Origin of the sequence: Mycobacterium sp. UM_11, from assembly GCF_001414075.1 — a bacterium.
Taxonomy (GTDB): Bacteria; Actinomycetota; Actinomycetes; order Mycobacteriales; family Mycobacteriaceae; genus Mycobacterium.
This window is the reverse complement of record NZ_LATC01000085.1, coordinates 1-20,562: the sequence shown is the minus strand read 5'-3', so window position 1 is coordinate 20,562 and position 20,562 is coordinate 1. Positions and strand designations below refer to the sequence as shown.

Here is a 20,562-nt window from a genome sequence, read left to right as displayed (position 1 = left end):
TGTGTATAAGAGACAGGCCCGGCACCGATGATGATTACCGGTACGAAGTCCGGCAGTGCCGCCGGGGCGCCGTGAGGTTGTGCGTTCATGCGTAGACCACCTTGTTGCGTTGGGTGCCGAGGTCGAGGGCGCCGTCGTCGGTGGCCACCGTGGCCTCCACGACGTCGCCGTGGTGCAGGTAGTTCGGGTTCTTCGCCTGGTCGGCAAGGAACGTCATCAGATCCATCTGGTGCGGGTTCTCGACTCCCCGCGCGGTGAGCGCGGTGCCGACCGGGGTGCCGGTGAGGATCAGGTCGCCGGCCTCCACCTTCTGGAACCGGGCCAGCGCCTGCAGCGCCTCGACGGGCGAGTAGAGCATGTCGCCGTCGACCACCATGTTCTGCCGCAGCTCGCCGTTGACCCGCAACTGCAGCCGCAGGTCGCCGAAGCGCTTGAGCTCATCGGCGTCGACCAGCACCAGCGCGGGCCCGACCGGGGTGAACGTCGGGTACGACTTCGACTCGAAGAACTGCTGTTTGGTCAGCTGCACGTCGCGCGCCGACACGTCGTTGGTCACGACCAGCCCGTGGACGAACTCGGCCAGGTTGGCTTCGGTCACCTCGGTGCCCACCGGGATCTCGCGGCCGATCAGCAGGCCGATCTCGAGCTCGTAGTCCAGAAGTCGCACGTGGGTGGGCTTGACGATGTCGCCGAACGGACCGGTGACCGACCCGGAGGCCTTGCGGAAGAAGGTCAGCGGAGTCTTGCCCGGGTCGCGCCCGACGTCACGGACGTGCGAGGCGTAGTTGGTGGCCTGCGCCACGAGCCGGCACGGCGTGGTTACCGGCGAGAGCAGTGCGAGGTTCGCCACCGGCACGGTGTCGGTGGAGGCCACGGCGTCGTCGATGGCACGGCGGTCGGCGAGCAGCTCCGCGGTGGTGGTCGCGTCGGTGCGGATGCGGGCGGCGCCGGCAGCGGTTTGCACCCACCACGCGTCGGCGGTGTGCAGGATGGAGATGGACATGTGCGGATCCTTCCGTTTGGGTTGGGTGAGGGGTTTTCAGGACTTGGCTACGTCGAACAGCCCACGCAGTGCGGAGCGGTCAAACTCGTTGTCGTGGCGCAGCGCCGCGAGCATCAGGCCGAGTTCGCGGGCCGCTTCACCGGGTGAACCAACGCCGAGGAAGTCCTTGCTCGGCGGGGGGCCCCATTGATAGAGGCCCGATGCCGACAAGGGGGCCCAACCCGGCTCCAGCGTGTTGTCGAACATGTCACCGTCGGCGTAATGCTCGACCAGGAAGCCGCCCTCCGGGTCACGCCAGTAGTCGAAGATCTGGCTGCCCTGGATGTGGCGACCGATGCCCCAAGACCGGAAATACCCTTGCTCGCGCAGGTATTCGCCGCCCGCCGCGAGCGCATCGAGGTCGGCGACCTGATACGCGGAGTGCACGTAGCGGTGGGTCGGGCCTAATGCCATCGCGAGCGTGTGGTGGTCGGCGGGGACCGACCCGCGGTCGCAGCGGATGAAGCTCATGACCGGTCCGCGCTCACGCTGGCCCGGGTAGTAGCAGAAGTCACTGACGATCAGACCCAGATGGTCCAGGTGCCAGTTCAGCGCCTCGATGTACTTCGGCGTCTGCAGCACGATGTGTCCGAGCCGCTGCACGCGCGCGGGCACCCGGGGGGGACGCTGAGTCGCGTTGGCTCGCAGCGTGTCATGGCTTGCGCCGAAATTGAATAGGTGTGGTTTCTGGGACGGCAGCTCCGGCAACTCGCGTACGCCCGAGACCACTCGCAGTGCGATGCCACTGGGGTCGACCAGGTTGACGGTCACCCCGCCCAGCGTCTCGGGCAGTGCCCGCACAGCGGCCCCGGTTGCGTCGGCCAGCCGCAACAGGTCGGAGGGCTCGGCGGCGACGAAGGCCGGCCCGACGAAGCGGGAACGGGGACCGCGGCGGATCAGCACGCAGGGCGCGCCGGGATCGCTGCCCCGCAGGTGCAACTCGTTATCGGTGCGCAGCACAATGCTGAAACCGAATGCCAGCGCGAACGCTTCGGCCTTCTGCAGGTCGGGCTTCTCGAACTCGAGCCAGACCACGTCGTGAACCTTGATCACGGGGTTGGCCGAACGCCCCGGGTGTTCCCCGGGCAGGGCGCCCTGCTCGCTGTGCAGGCCGTTGTGCGGGCCGCTCAATTGCTCGGTCATTGCGCGTCTCCTGAGAACGTGTGCATGATGCTCCTTCTCCGAAAAGGCTTTGGTGCCATGGATTTCGACGGACACGGTGTCGTGTACCGCGTTCGTCAGCAAGCTTGCCGTCCGGGAGCGGGTCTGTCGTTGCCGCTGGCGGCAATCGTCATCCCCTGCTAGCAGGTATCGACGGGTCTAGATCGTCACATTGCGCCGCTTCGGCAGTGGGAGATCCTCTGAGTCGCGCGGAATGGAGTTACGGTTGGCCCGCCTGGACGGGAATCGTGATCTCGATTGCCGTGCCGGTGCCTGCCGGACTCACCACGCGCATTTGGCCGCTGAGCGCCTCGATGCGGTCCTTGAGTCCCGTCAGCCCCGAGCCCTTCCCGGCGTCAGCGCCACCGATCCCGTCGTCGGAGATGAACAGCGCGAGGCTCTCACCGGTGGCATGCGCGCGCACCGCCACGTGGGTGGCCTGCGCGTGCTTGGCCGCGTTGGCCAGTGCCTCCGCAACCACGTAGTAGGCGGCGACCTCGACGGAGTCGGGCAGTCGTTGCTCGATCCCGACCTCGAGATCGACTGGCACCGTTGCGCGGCGGGCCAGTGTCTTCAGCGCCGCGGCCAACCCGCCGGTCGACAAAATCGCCGGATGGATGCCTCGTGATATCTCCTGTAGCTCCTGGAATACACCGTTCAGCCCGGATACCGCTTCCGCGAGAACGTTTTTCACATCGTCTTGCTCGGGCGGCACCGATTCCTCCGCCAGCCGCAGCTTGAGGCCGAGGGAGATCAGCCGCTGCTGGGCACCGTCGTGGATGTCGCGCTCGAGCCGGCGGCGGGCGTGATCGGCGGCGGCCACGATCCTCGCCCGGGAGGCGATCAGCTCCTCGCGCGTGGTGGCGGCGGCGATCGCCGTCGCCACCAGCTCGGCGAATTCGGCGATGCGCTCCTCGGTATCCGGCGGCAGTGGGTCGGGATCGTTGGTCGCCACCACGGCTATTCCCCACACCCGCTCGTCCACCACGATCGGGGCACCGGTACGCGACCGGATGCCCAACTGTCGAATGCGCTCGGCGATGGGCCCCTGGGCGCCGTCCCAGCTGTCCATGCGCGCCGCGCGGCGCGTGCGCAACACCCTCGACGAGACGTTGTCGCCCTCGGTGCTGAGGCGCTCACCGACTGACAGGTGGGGCACTCCTGGGGCTCCGAATGAGGCGACGACGACGATCGCCGCCCCGTCGTCCTCGAACCGGAGCACCTCGGCGTTGGCCACATTCAGGCAACCGGCCATCTCTTCGGCGACGGCCGTAAACACTTCGGACTGCGTCACCCCCCGCGCGACCAGCGTGGCGACGCGGCGTAGGGCGGCCTGCTGTCTGGCCAACACGCTGAGGTTGTCGGCGAGCTCGCGCAGGTTGTCCCGGCTGGCCTGCAGTTCGGCCCGGGTGGCGGCGTTAGCGATCGCCGTCGCGACCAATTCCGCGAAGTCAACCAGCCGGGCCTCTGTGTCGGGCGGCAGCGGGCCGGAGCGCGAAGCCACGCCCGCCACACCCCACAACGTTCCCGCCACCACGATCGGGACGGCGACCATCGATTGAATGCCGAGTTCGCGGATGAAAGCGCCTGTGGGACCGGCCGCTTGGTCGTGGCTGTCCAGCCGGGCGGGCCGGCCGGTGCGACGCACCATGGGGGCGACGTGATCCCCGCCCATCGCGAACCGCTCACCAACGGCCGGCGGATTGGGCAATTCACGCTCGGCGCGCCCGAGGGCCTCGACAACGATCTCATCGCCGTCGAACCGAGCCACCGTTGCGTTGTAGGCGTCCAGGCAGTCAGCCATCTCTTCGGCGACGGCGTTGAACACGGCCGCCGGGTCGGCCTCCCGGGCGACCAGTTCGGCCACTCGGCGCAATGCCGTCTGCTGCCGGGCCAGCTGCCGCAAGTTCTCGCGGCTGGCATCGAGCTGTTCTCGTGCCGCCATGTTGGACAGCGCGGTCGCCACCAGTTCGGCGAAATCCGCCATGCGAGTTTCGGTATCGGCCGGTAGCGGCCCGGTTGGCGAGGCCACCGCGATAACGCCCCACAGCCGCCCCCCCACGACGATGGGCACGGCCACCATGGATTTGATGCCGATGTCGCGGATCCGGGCCGCCGCAGCACCGGCCACGTGGTCGTGGTTGTCCACCCGGGCGGGATGGCCGGTGCGCCGAATGATCGCCGCGACGTGATCACCGTCCAGCGGAAACCGATCACCGACCGCCGGCGGGTTTGGCAACTGGGGTTCCGGCCGGCCAATCGCCGCAATGACGATGTCATCGCCGTCGTAGCGGGCCACGGTAGCGTTGTGCGCTCCCAGACAGTCGGCCATCTCTTCAGCCACCGCGTTGAACACGACCGCGGGGTCGGCCTCGCGGGCCACGAGTTCGGCCACCCGACGCAAAGCCGTCTGCTGTCGAGCGAGCTCACTCAGACTATTGCGGCCGGCTTGCTCCTCAGCCCGGTCGGGCGTCAACAATCGCCGCAGCCGCGCAGCGGTCCATCGCGGGCTACCCATCGGGTCGGCGCCCGCGAAAAATCGCCTCGGGAAATCTCCCGCGCCCGGATGATGCCGGAGCGGCATCATGTCAGTATCTATCTTCCGGGCGCGGAGTAAACCCCTTCCACACGACTAGCACCGTGCCCGCCGCAACGCATCCGGCCGGCCCCCCAAAGACGGGGCGTGTCGAGCCTCTCGGACGAGGCGTGGCGCGCCATCGGCGCTGGCGCGCGCCGACGCGGCCAACGGTGGTGCGCCACAGCAACAGTCAGGGGCGATCGCGGCTCGGCGGGCACATTACCTGCTGGCGGTAATGACTGTTTGGTGGTGACCGTAACGACATACCTTCGCCCCGTCCGCATGCTGTTAACAGCACGCGACAGCAGGGCCTGCCGCGTAATCGCTTCGAAATGGCTGTATTTCACCGATGAGATGCAGCTTCCCTGCTGGTGGGTAAAACGATGGAGGGCACACCATGGCATACCGGACCGTCAACCCGTTCAACAACGAGGTGATCGCCACCTTCGACGACCTGACCGACGCGGAGGCGATGAACCTTCTCGACCAGGCGCAGAAGACGTTTGAGTCCTGGAGCCAGACCTCCTACGCCGAGCGCGCCGCGTTGTGCCAGCGTGCGGCGGCCATCCTCACGGAGCGGCCCGACGAGTTCGCCCGCCTGCTGACGCTGGAGATGGGCAAGCTCTACAAGGAGGCCCTGGGCGAGGTGGCGTTGAGCGCGCACATCTTCGCCTACTACGCGGACAACGCGGAGAAGTTCCTCGCGCCCGAGCGCATCGACACGCTCAGCGTCAACGACAACGCGATGCTCGTCAGCCAACCGCTCGGGGTGATCCTGGGCGTGCAGCCGTGGAACTTCCCCTTCTACCAGCTGGCGCGGGTGGCGGCCCCCAACCTGATGGCCGGCAACGTCGTCATGGTCAAGCACGCCTCCAACGTCCCGCAGGCCGCCGCCGCCTTCGAGCGGTTGCTGCTCGAGGCGGGTTTCCCCGAGGGCGCCTACACCAACCTGTTCGCAACCAAGGAGCAGATCAACCTGCTGATCGACGACCCGCGCGTGCGCGGTGTGTCGCTGACCGGCAGCGAGGGCGCCGGCAGCGTCGTCGCGGCCCGGGCCGGAAAGAACCTCAAGAAGTCCACGATGGAGCTGGGCGGCTCGGACGCGCTGATCGTGCTGGACGACGCCGACCTGGACAAGACCGTCCCGTGGGCGGTGTGGGGCCGGATGAACAACGGCGGTCAGTGCTGCGTCGCCTCCAAGCGGATCATCGTCGCAGAGGAGATCGCCGACGAGTTCCTCGAGAGGTTCTCCGCGGCGCTGGCGGAGCTCAAGGCCGGCGACCCGTTCGACGAGGCGACGACCCTGCCGCCGATGTCGAGCCAGGGCGCGGCCGACGAGCTGAACGACAAGATCAAGGCCGCGGTCGAGGCCGGCGCGACGGCCATCCCGCTCGGTGAGCCGGTGCCCACCACCGGCGCGTTCGTGCAGCCGACCATCCTGACCGACCTGACCCCGGACAACCCGGCCTACTACCAGGAGTTCTTCGGACCCGTCGCGCTCTTCTTCCGCGCCACCAGCGAGGACGACGCCGTGCGGCTGGCCAACGACTCGCACTTCGGGCTCGGCGGCTCGGTGTTCACGCAGGACCCGCAGCGCGGGGTCGAGGTGGCCAAGCGGATCGAGACCGGCATGGTCTTCGTCAACCACCCCACCTGGACCAAGCCGGACCTGCCCTTCGGGGGCGTCAAGCTGTCGGGCTACGGGCACGAACTGTCCAGCATCGGCATCGCGGAGTTCGTCAACAAGAAGCTCATCAACGTCGTCCCGATCGACGCGCCCGAGTAGACCAATTCCCAAGTGGCTCAACGCAAAAGGAACGCAATCATGGCTGACTTCACCGTGGGGAAGTACCTCGCGAAAAGGTTCGAGCAGATCGGGCTCAAGCACTACTTCATGGTGCCCGGGGACTACAACCTCGTCCTGCTCGACGAGCTGCTGGAGAACGAGAACGTCGAGCAGATCGGCTGCTGCAACGAGCTCAACGCCGCCTACGCCGCCGAGGGCTACGCCCGGGCGAACGGGGTCGGCGCCGTGCTCACCACCTTCAACGTCGGGGCGTACTCCGCGCTGAACGGGGTGGCCGGCGCCCACGCCGAACGCCTGCCGGTGATCATGGTGTCGTCGAGCCCCAACACCAACGACGCGGGTGAGAACCACATCCTGCACCACACGGTGGGCACGCACGACTTCACCGCGCAATACGAGGTGTTCCGTCAGGTGACCTGCGCGGCGGTGCGCATCCAGCACCCCGACAACGCGCCCGCCATGATCGACTACGCGATCAGCACCGCGCTGCGCGAGCGCAAGCCCGCCTACATCGAGATTCCGTGCAACCTGTCGGCCGCGCCGTGTGCCGCTCCGGCTCCGTTCGCGGAGTTGCCCGACTGGCAGCCAAGCAACGCGCGCACGCTCGCCGACGCCGTCGCGCGGGCCACCGACCTGATCGCCCAGGCGAAGAAGCCGATCCTGCTGGCCGGGGTGCACCTGCGCTCATACGGCGCCATCGACGCCTTCCGCGAACTGGCCGAGACGCTGGGCTGCGCGGTGGCGGTGATGCCGAACGCCAAAGGCTTCTTCCCCGAAGATCACCCGCAATACGCCGGGATCTACTGGGGTGAGGTGAGCAGCCCGCAGTGCCAGGCCATCGTCGACTGGTCCGACCTGATCGTGGCCGCGGGACCGGTGTTCAACGACTACACCACGGTTGGCTACAGCGCGTTGCCGCCGCGGAAGCGCATGATCAACGCCGAGCCCCGGGTCGTGCGGTTCCCCGACGCGGAGTTCACCGGAGTGGCGCTGGCCGACTTCCTGTCCGACCTCGCAAAGAAGGTGCAAGCCAACGACGCGACCCTGACGCAGTACAAGCGCCTCAGGGGTACGGCAGCGGTGGCGCCCCGGCCGGCGACCGACGACCCGTCGGCGCCGCTGAGCCGGGTCGAGATGTGGCGCCAGATCGAGGAAGAGCTGGACTCCAACACCACCTTGTTGGTGGAGACCGGTGACTCCTGGCTCAACGGCATGTACACGCGACTGCCCGGTGGCGCCCGGTTCGAGATCGAGATGCAGTGGGGCTCGATCGGCTGGTCCGTGCCGGCCAGCTTCGGCTACGCGATGGGGCTCGAGGACGACCGTCGGCTGGTCTCGGTCATCGGCGACGGATCGTTTCAACTGACGGCCCAAGAGGTTTCGAACATGATCCGCCACCGGCAGGAGATCGTGATCTTTCTGGTCAACAACCGCGGGTACGTGATCGAGTCGGCGATCCACGACGGTCCCTACAACTACTACAAGAACTGGGATTACGCCGGTCTGGTCGACGTGTTCAACGCGGAGGACGGCGGCGGCCTGGGGCTGAAGGCAACCACCGCAGCGGAATTGGCCGAGGCGATCGAGAAAGCACACGCCCACAAGGGCGGTCCGGTGCTGATCGAATGCGAGATCCCCAACGACGACGCCAGTCCCGAGTTGATCTCGTGGGGATCGAAAGTGGCCCGGGTCAATTCGCGCCCGGATCCGCGGTTCTGACGAAGAGCTGACGCGAGAGGCTCGCCGATAGGTGGGTGGACCGGCGGCGCGCCGCAACGCGCATGATGCTGCCGGTCCCTCACCGCGGCATCCGTAGGTCGGCACGAGCGCAGCGTTTAGCAAGGCCTTAGGCGATCTAACTTACTTTCGCAGGCCCCTAGACTCACCGAGCTCCATGGTGCCCGGATGAGACACCAGCACGTAACCGGCGCAGCCCCACACAATCGGAACGATCGCGAACAGGCCGTACATCGCTGTCATGACGTCCCCTTTTGTCAGATGCAAGAGCCTTGCGCATCCTGCTCGATGCCTCTCAGACTCGCCCTCTGCGACAGCGATGTCGCCGCGGCTAACCCCCATCGACCGGGCCTACTAGCGGGAGAACCCGCTACCTGCCAGCAGGCATGGCTGAACGGAGCTGCGCCGCGATTCAGTGACCGAGGATGGCCCTCACAAGACGCCTTAGCGTCGACGGCGGTGTCGAGGGAGGTCGGCGAGATGCGTACGGCCAGGGCCGGTTCCGCTCGGGAACGGAATCGGCGCGGGCGTGCTTGAGCCGCGTCCGCAGGTGCTGACGCAGGGCATGGAGGTCCGGATCGGTCCACCGGTTGATCGCTTCGATCGAGTCGTCCGTCAGGTCGTACAGCTCCCATTGGTCGTCGAGGGGGGACGTCCGATACGCCTCGCCACCAAGCCCGTTGGCCGCCAGTTGCCGGACGCCCGGTTCCGTCCAGGTACTCGGATCGTCGAAGGTGCGGACCAGCTTCCACAGATGGCCGGCGCCACCGGAAACCGTCGGCTCGTCGACGCGGATCACCAGGCCCTCGAAGTTGGTGGCGGTGTGGGCCGGGACCCGGATGCGCAGGGGCGCAGGCGGATTGACCGTCCGCTTCAGCCGGCGGGCCAATCCCGAAGCGCCGCTGTCCCCTTCGAGCATGTTGTCCCGGGTCATCAGGTAGACGGCGCGGGCCTCGTCGGCCGGGGCACCGTCGACGATCGGCATGAGGTCACGCCCGGGGAGTCCATGCACTTCCGAGAACGACTCGGCCAGCACGGCGGCCGTCGCCGCGACGTCGACGCCCGCGGCGGCCAACAGGGTGGGGACCACGTCGACGTGTGAGGTCGGCGCCGTGACGATCCGTGGCCGCGTCGAGCGCTCGCCGACGCGCGCGATGACGAAGGGCACGCGGGTGGCCTCGTCGTACAGGTTGAACCATTTCTGGTGGAGCCCCCCATGCGCGCCCAGCAGATCGCCGTGGTCGGCCGTGCGCACCAATACCGCGTCGCCCGAACCACTCTCGGTGACGGCCCGCCTGACCCGATCGATCGGTCCGTCCACCTCGGCGTGCAGCCGGTAGTACAGGTCGCGGTAGCGCTGCGCATCGCGACGGTAGGTTCGCTCGATCGCCGCCGCGGGACCGTAGCCGGAGTAGTAGGCCTCGCGGAAGGCGATCTGCGCCGCCGGTTTCCCCGACAGGTCCTCGTTCGCGGTGGGCGCGGCGGGAACCGCGGGTGGATCGAGCGGCGAGGGCTTGACCGGGCCCCGCCGCGACCAGGTTGGGAACAGCACGATGTCGTGAGGATTGACGAAGCTGGCCACCAGGAGGAAGGGCCGCAGGGCGGCCGGGTCGCCGTCGCGGCGGCGGGCGTAGCGGTCGGTGAGCCACGCGACCACCCGGTCGGCGATCAGCGGGTCGCGGCGGATGCCGGCGTCGGCGAGTGCCGCCCCGTGCGGCTCCGGGCCGACCCAACCGGAGAACCCGTACGGCCCCAGCGGGTCTGCGTCCAGGTAGCGCCGCACCGCGGCGGCGTCGACGACACCGTTCTCGTCATTGGTGGCCAGCGGCCGAGAAGTCTGCGGGTCGATGAGGTCGGCGTGCGAGATGTGCCACTTGCCGTCGTAGTGGGTGTCGTATCCGGCCGCGCGGAACCAGTTGCCGAGCGTGGGGACCTCGCCCTGGCGGAGCCAGCGCATGCGCGAATCGTCGGCCGTCTTGCCGATGCCGTCGGTTTGGGTGACGCCGTGCAGGTCGGGGTAGTGCCCGGTGAAAATCGTTGGGCGGCTTGGCACGCAGGCCAGCGAGCCGGTGTAGTGCCGGGTGAAACTGACGCCGTGGTCGTCGAACCACTTGCGGCCGGTCAGCGTCCGGTCGCGCCAGGCGAGCACGTCGGGAGCCTCGTACGGCGGCACCGCGCGTTCCTCGTCGGTCATGATGACGATGACGTCGGGGCGATCAGACACGGGCATGCTCCAATCGATTCGCGAGCCCGGCGAGCATCACCGCGGACTGCCGTGCCAGGACGCGGCACAGGAGCCGCTCGGCGACCCTTTGCGTTGAGCGCGGCCCGATTTCGACGGTGCTGGTCAGCGTCACCAGGGTGTCCGCGGCGGCCGGTTCCAGCGTCCAGCGGTTGGCCACCCGGCGCAGGCGGCTGGGCAAGCCCTCGATGTCATAGCCGAGGGCGCGGGGCGGGTCGAACTCAGTGATGCGCTCGACGAGGGCGTCGCGCTTGACCTGCACTCGCCGGGTGGTGCCGACCGGGTTTCCGTCCGGTCCGGAATACAGGATGCACGAGTGGTCGACGTTGCCGGCCCAGGAACTGATGGACCCGAAGTCCGCGAGCGTTTCCCAGATGTCGCCGATGCGCGCCGCGATGGTGCGGGTCCGGTGAATGTCGGCCACGCGCTCACGCTACGCGACGGGCTAGCGAGTGAGGTGGAATATCGTCTCGATCGCCACCGCCGCCGCGCTGACCGCAATGGTCACCGCGAGCGTGGCCCAGTCCCCCAGTTTCGGCCGCGCCGGAGCGGCCGAGAGTTGACCGATGCCGCCGCGAGCGGTGATCGCGTCGCCCATCTCATCGGCGCGGCGCAGCGTCACGACGATGGCGGCGGCCACCAAATCGATCGAGTTGCCCGCCGTCTGCCGCACCCGCGCCTTACGCGTCGGCGGCATGTGGTTGGGCCGCAACCGCCGGGCGGCGTAGAGCACCTGGAACTCGTCGATCAGCAGTGGGAAGGCGCGCAGCGCCAGAGCCAGGGCCACCGCCCACTCGTCAACGGGAATCCGCATCCACTTGAAGGGCCGGCCCAAAACCGCCAAGGCCGGGGCGATTTCGGCGACATTGGTGGTCCACGAAACCATCGCGCCCAGGCCGAGCAACACGATGGACAGTGCGGTGATCCGCAAGAAATTCAACGCCCCGCCCAGCCACACATGGACCCCGCCGATCGACACCATTGGGCTGCCGCCCGCCAGCGCGGCGGTTACAAAACCCAGCGCCATGAGGATCCACAGCCACCGCGGAATCGACGGCAGCGCACCGCGGGGGATGTGACCGATCCAGACGGCCGCCGCCACGAGCGCCGCCACCGACCCGATCGTCACCCAACCCGGATACAGGGTCAGCAACACCGAAACCCCAAATACCACAAGGAGTTTGGTGCCGGCCCACAGGTCATGAATGGCCGACCCGCCGGGCACGGGAACCAACAGCACCACCGGGCGAGAAGTGCGCCGCTTCTGCGCCGGCGCGGAGGCGGAGGTCGTTGTCACGCCACACCCCCGGCCGCGGCGGGGGCCGACACCGCCTGCAACGCCCCGTTCTGCAGGTGCAGGGTCCGGGTGCACACGGCTTCCAAGCCGACGAAGTCGTGCGAGATGACGACCACGGTCAGATCCCGGTAGCGGCGCAGATCGGCCAGCAGGCGCAGCAGCCCCCGCTGGCTGTCGACGTCCAGCCCCGCCAGCGGCTCGTCGAGGATCAACACCCGAGGCGAACACGCCAGCAGCCCGGCCAGCACCACCCGCCGCATCTGGCCGCCGCTGAGCTGGTCGATGCGCCGCTTGGCCATCGCGGGTTCCAGTCCCACCGCAGCCAGGGCGGCGGCCACGCGGCGTTGGTCGTGATGCGAAAAGCCGGCCACCGAGGCAACTTCCAGCCCCACATGGCTGCGCATCAGCTGGAGCCTCGCCGTCTGAAACGACAACGCCACCGCGCCGACGTGATCGCGGATGGGCTCGCCGTCGATCAGGCAGGCACCGACGGTGGGGACCGTCAGACCGGCCATCACCCACGCCAGCGTCGACTTGCCGGAGCCGTTGCCGCCGTGAATCAAAATCCCGTCGCCCTGTTCGACGACGAAGCTGATATCGCGCAGCGCGGTCTTGGCCCACGGCGTGCCGGTGTTGTATTCGTGTGCCACGCCGACGATTTCGAGCACCGGCTTGGTGGGGCGGCGCCCGGCCTTGACGCCCGGCGACGGGGGCGGAGCCGTTTCGACCAGGCCGGTGTTGTCGGGGGAATCGCTGAGGTTGATCGTCCGGTCGGCCGACGCGGCCTCGTTGTCGAAGTGCGTGATGTGCACCAGGGCGGTGCGATGCCGATCGGGAAGGCCCGACAGCACTTTCAACAGGACGTCACGGCCCTCTTGGTCGATCATGCTGGTGAACTCGTCAGCGATCAGCAGCGCGGGTTCCCGGGCCAGCGCCGCGGCCAGCGCGAGGCGCTGCAGTTCCCCGCCGGACAGGCCGCCGGTATCGCGCTCGGCGAAACCCTCCAGGCCCACTTCGCGCAACAAGCGGTCGGTATCGACCTCGGTGCCCGGCGGCAGCCCCCAGACCACGTCGTCGGCCACCCTGGTGCCCAACACCTGACTCTGCGGGTGCTGCAGAACGAGCGCCGTGCCGCCCAGCCTGCCCAGCCCCACCGCGCCCGGGCGCTGCACCGAACCCGACGTCGGTTCCTGGCCCGCCAGGATCAGCGTCAGCGTCGTCTTCCCGGACCCGTTGGCGCCGATGACGGCAACGTGTTCGCCAACCTGTAGTTCCAGGCTGACCTCACGCAGCGCGTCTTGCTTGGCGTGGGGGTACCGGAAGCGCACGTGTTCCAATCGCACCGGCACGGGACCGATCGCGGCGTCGGGGGCCTCGTCCGGGGCATCGAGCTTGTGCACGTCCGGAACGTTGCCCATCCGATTCAGCAAGCGGGAAAGTGCCCACCAACCGATCAACGACGAGAACACCACCCCGTAGGTGACATACGCGAGCATCAGCCAGTGCCAGTGATGCAGTCCGAATTCGAAGCACCGCTTCACGTCGGCACCGAGCCACTGCAGGTCCACCCGGTTCAGGAAGGCGACGACACCGTCGACGTTGGCCGCCATCACCTCAAAAATCAGGTGGCGCAGCCGATTCAGCACCATCAACGCGCCGACGGTCGCGGCGGCGACGGCGAGGCCGGCGATCAAGGACAAGGCGATCACCGTCGGGGTGCCCCGACCCCTGCGCTTGACCCATCCGGTCAACCCGCCGATGTATGCGCAGTTGGCGACGGCGATGAAACTGCCCAGCCCGGAGATGAGGAACGCGATCATGCCGGCAGCAAACGTCGCGGCGAGCAACACCCGAAGCCGGTAGCGGTACGTCAGCAGCCCCATCGGAACCGTGCCCAGCAGCGCCAATCCCTGTGCGAACGGGACCACCCCCGCGATGATGGCGATTGCCGCGCAGAGCGCCCCCATGACCGAGGCCTGCGCCAATTCGGCCGGCTGTAGAGGTCCACCCCGATGGCGCGACCGAACGGGGCGGCGGGCATTCACTTCACCGATTGTGCCAGGCGGCAGCGCAAAGTCGGGTCGTCCGCTCCGCTACTTCCGACCCGCCCGGCCCGGCCGCCGCTCGTCTCACATAGCAAAGCTATGGAACGATGGGTGGCATGGACAGAGTTGTCGAGACCGCAAACGTCGAGGCTCAACAGCTGGGGGCGGATCTGCTGGGCGTGGTGGCGCGGCTCAACCGGCTGGCCACCCAGCGAATCCAGATGCCGTTGCCCGCCGCGCAGGCCAGGCTGCTCGCCACGATCGAAGCCCACGGAGAGGCCCGAATCGGGGACCTCGCATCCGTTGATCACTGCTCGCAGCCGACCATGACCACGCAGGTGCGCCGGCTCGAGGACGCCGGCCTGGTCACCCGGACCGTCGACCCCGGGGACGCCCGCGCGGTCCGGATCCGGATCACCCCCCAGGGCAAGCGCATGCTCAACGCGGTGCGCGCCGACCGCGCGGCCGCGATCGAACCGCAGCTGGCGTTGCTCGAGCCAAGGGACCGCCAGGTGCTCACCGACGCGGTGGAGGTGCTGCGGCGGCTGCTCGAGAACGCGTCGCCGGCGGCCCGGCGCAACGCGCCCTGACAAGCACGCCCCCGGTGCATGGACGGCGGCCGGTGGGTAGACACTAAGCCGAGCTGACCGGCGTGACGAAAGGTGGCGGCCAATGCGGACCGAGGGTTCCGCTTTCAGAGCCTCCCCGTTGACCGTATGGGTCGGGTCGATGAGGTTCGATTTCGCGCCCGGCCGCGACGTGATCGTCGGCTACGGACCGGGCTGCGACATCGCGCTCGAGCGCCTCGGCCCGGTCGCCTCGCCGCCGCCCGCGCCCCGCCCGGAGGTGGTGCTGCGATTCGCCGGCGCCCACTGGGTGGCCATCGACCTGAGCCACAACGGCATCTTCGTCGACGGAGCGCGGGCGTCCACGGTGACCATTCGCGACGGCCAGGCGATCGGCATCGGTGATCCGCAGCGCGGTCCCCGGCTGACGTTCCAACTCGGTCAGCCAGCCGGCCCGCCCGGCCAGGCGCCGCGCCCGGCGCCCCGGCCCGCCGCCGCTTATCCCCCGCCCCGTCCGGTCGCGCCGCACGATCCGGGTCCGCCGGCTCCGACCCAGCGCGACACCCAGCGCATGCCCGCGCTCGCGCAGCAACCGCCGGCGCCCGAGCGCCCGGCCCACCCGGACCCGGCGCCGCCCATTCCGCCACCCGCCGCGGCGGAGGCGCCGGCGAAGGGTCCGAGCTTGATCGAGCGGATGGTCACCTCCAAGCTGCGCGTCCCGGGACCGTCTCCGCGCACCGCGGAACCGAACGCCACCTATCGCCTGCCACTGGACGCCGAGGCCCGCACCGTCGGGGTGACCGCGTACCAGCTCGGGCTCGCCGTCGACGGGCGCGAGACGCTGTCGGGCATCTCGTTCGCGGCTCGCCCGGGCATCTTCACCGCGGTGGTCGGGCCGTCGGCCGCGCGCAATTCCGCGCTGCTCGGGCTGCTCGCCGGCACCAGGCAGCCCAGCTCGGGGCTCGTGGCCGTCGACGGCCACGACGTCCACGCCGAGCCGGAGTCCATGCGCGCCCGCATCGGCATCGTGTCGCCCGACGACCGGGTGCACCGGCAGCTCAGCGTCGAACGGGCCTTGAGGTACGCCGCCGAAATGCGCCTGCCCCAGGATGTCTCGTCCGAGCAACGCGACCGCGTGGTCGGCCAAGTCCTCGAGGAACTCGAGCTGACGCCGCACCGGACCACCCGGATCGCCAAACTCTCGCCCGAGTTGCGCCGGTGCGCCGCGCTGGCGGTCGAGCTCGTCACCCGGCCGACGCTGCTCGTGGTCGACCAGCCGGGCGCCGGTCTCGATGCGGAGCAACAGCGTCACGTGATGGCGATGCTGCGACGCCAGGCCGACATCGGCTGCGTGGTCGTGGCCGCCGTCTCGCCGCCGACGTCCTTGGCGGATCTCGAGCTATGCGATCAGGTGCTGGTGCTCACCTCGGCCGGTGCGACGGCATTCCTCGGGCCACCCGCCCAAGTCGAATCCGCGTTCGGCACCGCCGACTGGTCGGCGGTGCTCGCGCGGGTGAGCGCCGACCCCGACGGGGCGCACCGCGCCTTTCGCGCCCGACCACCGGAGCCGGCGCTGGCGGGCCCGCCCGAGGTCGCCGCGCCGTCGCCCGCCCCGGCCAAGCCCCCCACGAAACGGCAAATCCGGCTGCTGGCCCGCCGCGACGCCCGGCTGCTGTTCGCCGACCGCCTGTATTTCGTCTTCTTGGCGATTCTGCCGTTCGCGCTGGCGGGCCTGACGCTGCTGATCCCCGGCGATGCCGGCCTGGCCCGGCCCAAAGCCGGCGGCGGCCATCCCCACGAAGCCCTCGAGATTTTGGCCGCCCTCAACGTCGCCGCGGTGATCATCGGCACCGCGCTGACCATCCGCGCCGTCGTGCGCGAGCATCGCATCTTCCGGCGCGAGCAGGCTCTCGGCACGTCGACCGCGGCCTACCTGGCCGCCAAGATCCTGGTCCGCGGCCTGGCCGCGGCCATCCTGACGGCCATCCTGTTCGCCCTCGTCGTCGCCGAGAAGGGCGCCCCCGGGGGCGGCGCCGCGTTGCTGCGCAACGCCACGGTCGAGCTCTACGTCAGCGTCGCGGTGACGGCCATCGTGTACGCGGTGATCGGGCTCGCGCTGTCGACACTGGGCAAGTCGCTCCGCGAAGTCCTGCCGCTGGTGCTGCCGGTGATCCTGGCCTCCGCGCTGCTCAACGGCAGCCTGGTTCAGCTGGCGAGTAAGTGGGGCTTCCAACAGATTTCCTGGTTCGTTCCCGCCCAATGGGGCTTCGCCGCGTCGGCTTCCACGGTCAACCTGCGCAGGGTCGACCCGCTGGCCGCCAACTCCGAGGTGTGGACCCACTACAGCGGGTGGTGGGTGTTCGACATGACGATGCTCGTGCTGTTCGGCGTCGCGGCGGCCGGCTTTGCGCTCTACCGGCTGCGGCCCCGGGATCATCACATCGCGAGCAACAGAAACTGAGTGATCTGGCTCGGTGAAAAATTGTTGTCGCTGACCAGCACCACCGACTGGCGACCGTCGGGCAGCTTCGGTCCCAGCGTGATGCCCTCGACATTGTCCAGCGGCGAAAGCCCCGGTGTGGCCGACAAGTCCAGCGCGAGCGTCTTACTCATCGGGGTGACGGCGGCGTCCTGCATCGACGGGATGGCCGAAACGTCGGTCGCGGCGCCGATATCGGCCCGGTAGATCCGCACGGTCGGCGGGGTGGCCGCGGCGCGTTCGATCACCAGAAACGTGGTGTCGGACAGCGCCACCAGATCGGAGACGCCGTTGAGTTCGGCGGGCGGGACGGGCGGCTCCATCGGGTAGGCGTACTGGGCGGTGGGCGTGCCGGTGGCGACGTCGAACTTGGTGATCCGGGTCAGCACGCGGTGACCGTCGCCCCCGGTCGGGCCGTCGTTGTAACCCGGGTCCTCCATCGCCGCGAACAGCGTGCGGCCGTCGGGCGTCAGCGCCAGGCCCTCCAGCGCCTTGTCCCGGCGCGGGCCCTTGTTCTGCGCGGACATCGCCAGGTTGGCCGGCAAGGTGAAGTCGCCGAGGTAGGCACCGTCGAGCGCGGCGGTCCGGATCCAGGGGTCGAGCAACACCGGCCCTTCCGTGAGCCGCTCGCCCTCGGAGGACCAGTACAGCCGCTGTCGCGCCGGGTCGAACGCGATGCCCTCGGGATCGGGCGGGACGACCGGTGGCGCGGCATCCAACGTGAGCGGCCGGAACGGCTGACCGGAACGGTCCAGCAGGGGGTGGGTGCCGGTGAAGGTGACCCTGTCAATTCCCCTGTCCGACAGGGACAACTGCACGGTGTAGAACCGGGCGGGGTTCTTCTTCGAGCGGTCGTCGCTGATGACGTAGTAGAGCTGGCGGCCGGGGTCATAGCTCAGCGCCGACAGCCCGCCGATGATCGTTCCGTCGAAGGCCTCATCGAACGGAACCTGCGCCTGACCGATATAGGTCAGCATCGGCCGCGGTGATGCCGCCGGGGCGGGCGGGTGCGCCGGCGCGCAGCCGGCGAGCGTCAGGGCGAGTAACGCGCACGCCGCGCGAAGGCGAAGACCCATACCGGAGAAGGTATCGCCGAGCCCGCGCTCGCGGCGAAAACGGCGCGCGACCACGCGCCGGATGCGCGCTGGGCGTGAAGGCCAATTGGCATCAGGTCGTTATTCCCGCCGCGCGAAGCGCAGGATACGGTCGGGTTATGGCGTCAGACACCACCACCATTGCCGACCAGCTCCGCAACGCCCTCGACGGGCGTTGGCGTGACACCAGGAACCAGCTGCGCTCCACCATGAGCGAGGACCTCTTCCGGCCGCACTACACACCGAACACGGTGATCGCGCGCACCAAGGTGGCCGAGCAGATGAGGATCATGGCCGCGTTCGGTGCGGCCGCCGACAACTTCCGTAAGGAGCACGGCGGCACCGGCGACATCGGCGCCGCGATCACGATGATCGAGATGCTCGCGATGTCGGATCTGTCGCTGATGGTCAAGGCCGGGGTTCAGTGGGGCCTGTTCGGCGGCGCCGTCGAAAACCTGGGCACCGAGCGCCACCACGAGGCGTACGTGAAGAAGATCATCAGCCTGGAGCTGCGGGGCTGCTTCGCGATGACGGAGACGGGGCACGGCAGCGACGTTCAGTCGCTGGAGACCACCGCGACGTACGACCCCGCGACGGAGGAGTTCATCATCCACTCCCCCACGCCGACCGCCCGAAAGGACTACATCGGCGGGGCGGCCGAAACGGCCACCATGGCAGCGGTATTCGCGCAACTGATCACGACCGAGGACGGCAAGCCCGTCCAGCACGGCGTGCACTGCCTGATGGTGCCGATCCGCGACGCCGACGGCAACGACCTGCCCGGGGTGACGACGTCGGACTGTGAATACAAGGGCGGCCTGCCCGGCGTGGACAACGGGCGCATCGTGTTCGACCACGTGCGCGTGCCCCGCGTGAACCTGCTCAACAAGTACGGCGATGTGGCGCCGGACGGCACCTACAGCTCGCCGATCGAGAACCCGAACCGCCGGTTCTTCACCATGCTGGGCACGCTGGTCCGTGGGCGGATCACGGTCGGTGGCAGCGCGGGCGCCGCCGCCCGCGTCGCGCTCGACATCGCCACACGATACGCCTTGCAGCGCAAGCAATTCAGCGCGCCCGACGACGAGTCCGAGGTGCTGATCATGGACTACCTGGTGCATCAGCGCCGGCTGTTTCCCTTGATCGCGAAGTCATACGCGTTGCAGTTCGCCCAGAACGAACTGGTCAGCAAGTGCCATGACATTCAGACCGCGGACGCGGTCGACGCCGACGAGCAGCGCGAGCTGGAATCGCGCGCCGCCGGACTGAAGGCGGCCAACACCTGGCACGCGTCCCGGGCGATCCAAGAGGCGCGCGAGGCGTGCGGCGGCGCGGGCTACATGGCCGAGAACCGGCTGATCGCCCTGCGCGGGGACACCGACGTGTTCACCACGTTCGAAGGCGACAACCACGTGCTGACGCAGTTGGTGGCCAAGGAACTGCTGACGGCCTACGCCGATGACATCCGCAGCATGAGCCCGGTCGAGTGGGTGCGCTTCGCCGCCAACACCGTTGGTGAGCGCGTCGTCAAACGCACTGCGGCGGAAGCGATTATCCAAACGATTGTGGACGCCCGACAGGACAGCGAGGAAGAGGGCAGCCTGTTCAACCGCGGCACCCAGATCAAGATGTTCGAGGATCGCGAGGAATATCTGCTGGCGTCGGTCGCGCGGCGGCTGCAGGCCAAGTCCAAGGAGATGTCGGAATTCGACGCGTTCAACTCGGTGCAGGATCACGTGCTGCACGCCGCGGGCGCGCACATCGACCGCGTGGTGCTCGAAGCGTTCGTCGCCGGCATCGACGCGTGTCCCCACGAGGAAACCCGGGAATTGCTAGGGGTTTTGTGCGATCTGTATGCGCTGTCGGTCATCGAGGACGACAAGGCGTGGTACATCGAACATCGGTACCTGTCCACCGAGCGGGCCAAAGCCGTCACCCGCGGCATCAACGATCGGTGCCGCGCGCTGCGGCCGCACGCGCAAACGCTGGTCGACGGCTTCGGAATTCCGGAGCAGCTGCGTTACGCCGAGATGCTGCACCCGGAGAACTTGACCGAGTCGGTCACCAGCTGACGTAACGGTCATTGATTCGGGATCTTGCCGAGCGGCTTTAGCTTGCCGTCGGGGCCGATCTCGAATTTCACCGTACCGATCCCGGTGGGGCAGCACGGCTGATCGTTGCCCTTCAACCATTGGTACTGAACGGTGATGGCGTCATCGGAGGGCGGCAACACGGTGATGTACGGCTTGGGATTTGGAGTGGGTGTGCCCAGTGCCGTGTTGTGATCGAAGAACAGCAACTGCTGGCCGGTGGTTTCGCTCGCGATGGTCGGGATGATCTGCACCCAGTACAGGCGGCACTTCTTCGCATGTCCCCGAGCGATTTCCACCCACATGGTGCCGGGGATTGTGATGGGCACCGACGCGATCGCCCGCTGCACGGTGTCGGGCGTCGGCCCGTCGGAGTCCTTGCACTTGTCCGGTGGAGCCGCCGGCGTGGCGCTGTCTCTTATAC

Annotated in this window: 14 protein-coding genes; 5 read left to right on the top strand and 9 right to left on the bottom strand. The window is 68.5% G+C overall.

What is annotated here, in order from left to right:
• Nucleotides 1-85: 85 nt before the first annotated feature.
• The 3 genes from WU80_RS18985 to WU80_RS18975 all read right to left on the bottom strand — a co-directional run bounded on the left by WU80_RS18985 (nucleotide 86) and on the right by WU80_RS18975 (nucleotide 4,598).
• Complete coding sequence (locus WU80_RS18985) at nucleotides 86-1,003, bottom strand: fumarylacetoacetate hydrolase family protein (RefSeq protein WP_055404701.1); 918 nt, start codon at nucleotides 1,001-1,003, stop codon at nucleotides 86-88.
• 36 nt (nucleotides 1,004-1,039) lie between these two features.
• Complete coding sequence (locus WU80_RS18980) at nucleotides 1,040-2,185, bottom strand: VOC family protein (protein ID WP_055404700.1); 1,146 nt, start codon at nucleotides 2,183-2,185, stop codon at nucleotides 1,040-1,042.
• 238 nt (nucleotides 2,186-2,423) lie between these two features.
• The gene (locus WU80_RS18975; RefSeq protein WP_055404699.1) at nucleotides 2,424-4,598 is read right to left on the bottom strand and encodes a GAF domain-containing protein; all 2,175 of its coding nucleotides are present in this window, start codon (nucleotides 4,596-4,598) and stop codon (nucleotides 2,424-2,426) included.
• 580 nt (nucleotides 4,599-5,178) lie between these two features.
• Between WU80_RS18975 and WU80_RS18970 the strand changes: the two genes are divergently transcribed.
• Both WU80_RS18970 and WU80_RS18965 read left to right on the top strand, forming a co-directional pair.
• Nucleotides 5,179-6,567: an NAD-dependent succinate-semialdehyde dehydrogenase gene (locus WU80_RS18970; protein ID WP_055404698.1), complete on the top strand. Its 1,389-nt coding sequence runs from the start codon at nucleotides 5,179-5,181 to the stop codon at nucleotides 6,565-6,567.
• A gap of 39 nt (nucleotides 6,568-6,606) precedes the next feature.
• On the top strand, nucleotides 6,607-8,307 hold the full coding sequence (locus tag WU80_RS18965; protein ID WP_055404697.1) for an alpha-keto acid decarboxylase family protein: 1,701 nt from the start codon (nucleotides 6,607-6,609) through the stop codon (nucleotides 8,305-8,307).
• A gap of 430 nt (nucleotides 8,308-8,737) precedes the next feature.
• On the opposite strand, the gene WU80_RS18960 is transcribed toward WU80_RS18965, so the two are convergent.
• From WU80_RS18960 to WU80_RS18945, 4 genes are read right to left on the bottom strand one after another with little or no spacing between them, the layout of a single operon-like run.
• Nucleotides 8,738-10,549 carry a sulfatase-like hydrolase/transferase gene (locus WU80_RS18960; protein ID WP_082459941.1) on the bottom strand — a complete coding sequence of 604 codons (1,812 nt, stop codon included), beginning with the start codon at nucleotides 10,547-10,549 and terminating at the stop codon, nucleotides 8,738-8,740.
• On the bottom strand, nucleotides 10,542-10,991 hold the full coding sequence (locus WU80_RS18955) for an SRPBCC family protein (protein ID WP_055404695.1): 450 nt from the start codon (nucleotides 10,989-10,991) through the stop codon (nucleotides 10,542-10,544). The genes WU80_RS18960 and WU80_RS18955 overlap by 8 nt, the downstream gene beginning before the upstream one ends.
• A 21-nt stretch (nucleotides 10,992-11,012) precedes the next feature.
• Nucleotides 11,013-11,864: a CbiQ family ECF transporter T component gene (locus WU80_RS18950; protein ID WP_055404694.1), complete on the bottom strand. Its 852-nt coding sequence runs from the start codon at nucleotides 11,862-11,864 to the stop codon at nucleotides 11,013-11,015.
• A complete protein-coding gene (locus WU80_RS18945; RefSeq protein WP_369808548.1) occupies nucleotides 11,861-13,909 on the bottom strand; it encodes an ATP-binding cassette domain-containing protein in 2,049 nt (682 codons plus the stop codon). The genes WU80_RS18950 and WU80_RS18945 overlap by 4 nt, the downstream gene beginning before the upstream one ends.
• A gap of 116 nt (nucleotides 13,910-14,025) precedes the next feature.
• Between WU80_RS18945 and WU80_RS18940 the strand changes: the two genes are divergently transcribed.
• Both WU80_RS18940 and WU80_RS18935 read left to right on the top strand, forming a co-directional pair.
• Nucleotides 14,026-14,499 (top strand): MarR family winged helix-turn-helix transcriptional regulator, encoded by a 474-nt coding sequence (locus tag WU80_RS18940; protein ID WP_055404692.1) that lies wholly within the window; start codon nucleotides 14,026-14,028, stop codon nucleotides 14,497-14,499.
• A gap of 82 nt (nucleotides 14,500-14,581) precedes the next feature.
• Complete coding sequence (locus tag WU80_RS18935) at nucleotides 14,582-16,936, top strand: ATP-binding cassette domain-containing protein (RefSeq protein WP_055404691.1); 2,355 nt, start codon at nucleotides 14,582-14,584, stop codon at nucleotides 16,934-16,936.
• On the opposite strand, the gene WU80_RS18930 is transcribed toward WU80_RS18935, so the two are convergent.
• Nucleotides 16,912-18,030 (bottom strand): esterase-like activity of phytase family protein, encoded by a 1,119-nt coding sequence (locus WU80_RS18930; protein ID WP_055404690.1) that lies wholly within the window; start codon nucleotides 18,028-18,030, stop codon nucleotides 16,912-16,914. The two genes, WU80_RS18935 and WU80_RS18930, sit on opposite strands and share 25 nt — an antisense overlap.
• Nucleotides 18,031-18,167: 137 nt before the next feature.
• Between WU80_RS18930 and WU80_RS18925 the strand changes: the two genes are divergently transcribed.
• A complete protein-coding gene (locus WU80_RS18925; protein WP_055404689.1) occupies nucleotides 18,168-20,120 on the top strand; it encodes an acyl-CoA dehydrogenase in 1,953 nt (650 codons plus the stop codon).
• Between the two features lie 8 nt (nucleotides 20,121-20,128).
• Here WU80_RS18925 and WU80_RS18920 read toward each other — a convergent pair whose 3' ends face one another.
• On the bottom strand, nucleotides 20,129-20,560 hold the full coding sequence (locus WU80_RS18920; protein ID WP_055405810.1) for an LppP/LprE family lipoprotein: 432 nt from the start codon (nucleotides 20,558-20,560) through the stop codon (nucleotides 20,129-20,131).
• Nucleotides 20,561-20,562 lie beyond the last annotated feature (2 nt).

Coding starts and splice junctions, on each gene's coding strand:
- WU80_RS18935 (WP_055404691.1), top strand. CDS start 14,582: ATGCGGACCGAGGGTTCCGCTTTCAGAGCCTCCCCGTTGACCGTATGG.
- WU80_RS18985 (WP_055404701.1), bottom strand. CDS start 1,003: ATGTCCATCTCCATCCTGCACACCGCCGACGCGTGGTGGGTGCAAACC.
- WU80_RS18925 (WP_055404689.1), top strand. CDS start 18,168: ATGGCGTCAGACACCACCACCATTGCCGACCAGCTCCGCAACGCCCTC.
- WU80_RS18980 (WP_055404700.1), bottom strand. CDS start 2,185: ATGACCGAGCAATTGAGCGGCCCGCACAACGGCCTGCACAGCGAGCAG.
- WU80_RS18940 (WP_055404692.1), top strand. CDS start 14,026: ATGGACAGAGTTGTCGAGACCGCAAACGTCGAGGCTCAACAGCTGGGG.
- WU80_RS18970 (WP_055404698.1), top strand. CDS start 5,179: ATGGCATACCGGACCGTCAACCCGTTCAACAACGAGGTGATCGCCACC.
- WU80_RS18930 (WP_055404690.1), bottom strand. CDS start 18,030: ATGGGTCTTCGCCTTCGCGCGGCGTGCGCGTTACTCGCCCTGACGCTC.
- WU80_RS18965 (WP_055404697.1), top strand. CDS start 6,607: ATGGCTGACTTCACCGTGGGGAAGTACCTCGCGAAAAGGTTCGAGCAG.